The organism is Rhizobium sp. P1_E1 (assembly GCF_056406015.1).
In genome coordinates this window covers 1-3,861 of the sequence record NZ_JBFUAY010000323.1, presented here as the reverse complement: position 1 = coordinate 3,861, position 3,861 = coordinate 1, and the positions used below count along the sequence as shown (strand labels likewise).

Genomic DNA, 3,861 nt, shown 5'->3' with positions numbered 1-3,861 from the left:
GCTTTTTCGCACGCCTTCCCATCGCCATGGCGCCGATCGGCATCGTCGCCATGCTCTCCCAGGCACATGGCGAATATTGGCTGGCAGGCGCCGTGTCGGCGACCTATGCGCTCACCAATGCGGTGATCTCGCCGCAGATTTCGCGAGCGGTCGATCGGCTGGGCCAGACGGCAGTCGTCGTTCCCAGCACCATCGTGTCAGTACTGGCGTTCATCGCGCTGATCGCCGCTGCCAACCAGAATTGGCCGGTGTGGACGCTGTTCGCCTCGGCCTTCCTCGCGGCGGCCATGCCAAGCATCCCGGCGCTGATGCGGGCGCGCTGGACGGAACTCTTTCGCAACAAGCCCGAGCTCAACACGGCCTTCGCGTTCGAAAGTGCCGCGGACGAACTGGTCTATATCGCCGGCGCCTCGCTGTCCGTCGGGCTTGCGGTCGCCCTATTCCCGGAAGCCGGCATGATGGTGAGTACAGCTTTTCTAGCGCTAGGGACGGCCGCCTTCATCGTGCAGCGCGGCACCGAGCCGAAGGTGCGGCATGTCGCCGGCGCAGCTTCGGTCGGCTCCGCGATCCGCCAGCGTCCAGTGCAGATCATCACGCTCGCGCTGATCTTCGTCGGCGCGATCTTCGCAACCGCTGAGGTGAGTGTTGTCGCCATCACCAAGGAGCTTGGTCAGCCGAATGCGGCAAGCCTGGTCATCGGTGTCTATGCCCTCGGTTCCTTCCTATTAGGTTTGACCCTCGGCGCGCTTAATCTGCGCATCCCCTTGCATCGTCAGTTGCTGATCGCTGTTGCGATCCTCGCACTGACCTCGTTGCCGCTTCTCGTCGCCGGCAGCTCGGTAATGCTGCTTGCTGTCGCCGTCTTCGTCAGCGGCATCGCGATCTCGCCGACCTTTATAACTGCCTTCGGACTGATTGAGCGTCGCGTACCGGAATCGGTGCTGACGGAGGGCGTCACCTGGGTCATGACCGGCATCGGCATCGGTATGGCGCTTGGTGCCTTCGTCTCGGGCTGGGTCGTCGACAGCTACGGTCCCCAGAGCGGATTCTGGGTGTCTGCGGCGGCCGGGGCCGCGACCGTCCTTATCATTGCGCTTGGTCAGCGTACCCTGTCGGGAGAGTGCACCGACGGGGAAGATTGCGCGATGCTGGAACCGGCGCAGTAGCAGGGCGGGCGGTAGACAGGAACGAAGCAGGAGGGTTCACCGGCCAACGGTTCGAGACCGTTCAAGGCGGAAGGCAGTGGGTTAAGCCGCTTTTCGGGAGAACTCACGAGCTAAGTCGAGAAATGCTCTGACGCCAGCCGATAGATTTCGGCGTCCAGGATAGTAGAGGCATAGGCCTGGATAGGGCGGCGTCCAATCTTCCAGAACACGAACAACGCGCCCCGCCTCTATCTCCGAGAGTATGTCTTGTTCAAAGAGGTAGCCCACGCCGGCGCTTTCGAGCACGGCAGTCCGCGTAAGGCTGGCCTCATCGAGTGCGATTGGCCCCCGTACATCTATCTGCACCGGCTCGCCGTCTTTTTCGAACCGCCATCGAAATAAGGAGCCGTCAGGCAGCCGCACGCGGATGCATCTGTGATTGAGAAGATCCGGAGGCACTATGGGCCTTCCGTGCTTCTTGAAATACTCAGGAGACCCGACGACAGCGTGTCGCTGAGGCAGCCCGAGCGAAACGGCAATCATGTCGGTGGGAACGAGGCCTTCAACCCTGACGCCCAGATCGAACCCGTCCTTGACGATATCGACCATTTTCCCCTCGGTAACGATATCGACATTCATGTCCGGATAGCGGCGCAGGAACTCCAGCACGAGCGGTGAGATGATGGCGCGCGCCGCAAATGGCGCTGCGTTGATCCGTATTGTTCCGGAAGGAGTCTCGCGATGGGAGCGCACCAGATCCAGAGCAGCATGGAGCTCCTGAAGCGAGGGCGCGACCTGCTGCACAAACAACCGGCCGGCGTCCGTCAGCGAGACACTGCGGGTGGTGCGGTTGAACAACCGCACGCCAAGTCCCGCCTCGAGCCTGCTTATCGTGTGGCTCAACGCGGTCGTGGACATGCCGAGGTCAATGGCCGCTGCTCGAAAAGTCCCGCGCCTAGCAATTGCAATGGCCGCTTCAAGTTCCTTCAGGCTGGCTAGCTCCATTGTCCCGACCTGTTCATCATCGCATGCCGGTTTATCCCACTTATTTATGCAATGGTCGAGGGATAAGTATCGGTTAGGTTATGAGGAGAACACAATGGATATGCCCGGTATCATTAACACGTACTTTGAAGCAGACCGTCGCAATGACGCGAATGCGCTGCTGGACACCTTTGCGGTCGAAGCCTTCGTCGAAGACGAACGAGCGCGCCATCAAGGCGTCGCCGCAATCCGAGAATGGTGGGTGGCTGCGAAGAAGGCGGCTCAGTACGTTGCTGAACCTTTGGAATGCACGGTCGACTGTGACAAAGCGCTCATCCGAGCCAAGGTGAGCGGCCAGTTTCCCGGTAGCCCGGTGACCCTCACCTACGACTTTGCCATCAAACACGGCAAGATCGTCAGCCTGGAGATCCAATAATGACTGACTTTCTCAATTTGGAAGGCAAACGCGTCCTCATCACGGCTGGGACCAAAGGTGCCGGCGCTGCGACCGTCAGCCTGTTTCGGGAGCTCGGCGCAGAGGTGCTGACGACAGCGCGGGCCCGTCCGGAAAACCTACCGGAAGAACTGTTCGTCGAAGCAGATCTGACCACCGAGGAAGGCTGCGCAATCGTCGCAGGCGCCGTGCGTCAACGTCTCCGCGGCGTCGACGTCATCGTCCATATGCTAGGCGGCTCTTCAGCAGCCGGAGGTGGATTTTCTGCACTGTCGGACGACGACTGGCATAAGGAGCTGTCGCTCAATCTGTTTCCGGCTGTCCGACTGGATCGGCTGCTCGTTCCGGACATGGTCACCCGAGGAAACGGTGTGGTCGTGCACGTTACATCCATCCAGAGGGTCCTGCCGCTTCCGGAATCGACGACTGCCTATGCTGCAGCCAAGGCAGCACTTTCCACATACAGCAAGGCGATGTCGAAGGAAGTGTCGCCAAAAGGTGTCCGGGTCGTTCGGGTGTCGCCTGGCTGGATCGAAACGGAAGCCTCGGTCCGTCTTGCCGAGCGTCTGGCGAAGCAGGCGGGAACTGACCTTGAGGGCGGCAAAAAGATCATTATGGATGGGCTGGGCGGCATTCCGCTCGGTCGTCCGGCAAAACCGGACGAGGTCGCAAACCTGATTGCCTTCCTCGCCTCCGACCGCGCTGCGTCGATCACTGGTACTGAATATACGATCGATGGAGGGACAGTGCCAACAGCCTAGGCGCCGACATGCACGGCAACTCAGGTCGGCGCATCCCACCCGCCGATCTGGGAATAGATCGCGTTGCGGAGATGACGGACGTCGCGGTTCAGAGCGCCCAATTCCTGTGGCGTCTGGGTCGAGGCAGCAAGCAAGGTGTCGCTGAGACAACCAGCCTTGTGCTGCAATGCCCGGCCTTCGTCGGTCAACGCAATCAACACCTGGCGCTCGTTGTTCAGGTTTCTGGTCCTGTGCAGCAACCCGGATGTCTCAAGGCGCTTCAATAGCGGCGTCAGCGTGCTGGATTCCAGGGCAAGGGCGTTGGCAATGGCACCGACCGTCTGCCCATCTTCGCTCCACAACACATTGAGCACGAGGTACTGCGGGTACGTCAGGCCCAACTCGTCGAGAAGAGGTTTGTAGGCGCGCTGGATTGCAATTCCGGCAGTGTAAATCGCGTAGCACAGTTGGTCGTGCAGGGGGGGTGGGTCGTTATGGCGTTTGGTCATTCTGAACTCCTGTAGATCTCCATATACCC

The 3,861-nt window shown here is 60.5% G+C and carries 5 protein-coding genes; 3 read left to right on the top strand and 2 right to left on the bottom strand.

Annotation, left to right across the window (positions count from 1 at the left end; translation table 11 throughout):
• On the top strand, positions 1–1,166 hold a 1,166-nt coding region (locus tag AC1D1Z_RS34920; RefSeq protein ID WP_477853355.1), incomplete at its 5' end, for an MFS transporter.
• 81 nt (positions 1,167–1,247) lie between these two features.
• Here the strand turns inward: AC1D1Z_RS34920 and AC1D1Z_RS34915 are convergent.
• On the bottom strand, positions 1,248–2,150 hold the full coding sequence (locus AC1D1Z_RS34915) for a LysR family transcriptional regulator (RefSeq protein ID WP_018245586.1): 903 nt from the start codon (positions 2,148–2,150) through the stop codon (positions 1,248–1,250).
• 94 nt (positions 2,151–2,244) lie between these two features.
• Here AC1D1Z_RS34915 and AC1D1Z_RS34910 point away from each other — a divergent pair, with 94 nt between their 5' ends.
• Together AC1D1Z_RS34910 and AC1D1Z_RS34905 are read left to right on the top strand one after the other, a co-directional pair.
• Entirely contained in the window at positions 2,245–2,565 is a 321-nt protein-coding gene (locus AC1D1Z_RS34910) for a nuclear transport factor 2 family protein (protein WP_018245587.1), read from the top strand.
• Positions 2,565–3,344, top strand: a complete 780-nt coding sequence (locus AC1D1Z_RS34905; RefSeq protein ID WP_018245588.1) for an SDR family oxidoreductase — start codon at positions 2,565–2,567, stop codon at positions 3,342–3,344. The genes AC1D1Z_RS34910 and AC1D1Z_RS34905 overlap by 1 nt, the downstream gene beginning before the upstream one ends.
• Before the next feature lie 20 nt (positions 3,345–3,364).
• On the opposite strand, the gene AC1D1Z_RS34900 is transcribed toward AC1D1Z_RS34905, so the two are convergent.
• Positions 3,365–3,832 (bottom strand): MarR family winged helix-turn-helix transcriptional regulator, encoded by a 468-nt coding sequence (locus tag AC1D1Z_RS34900; protein WP_018245589.1) that lies wholly within the window; start codon positions 3,830–3,832, stop codon positions 3,365–3,367.
• Positions 3,833–3,861: the final 29 nt, after the last annotated feature.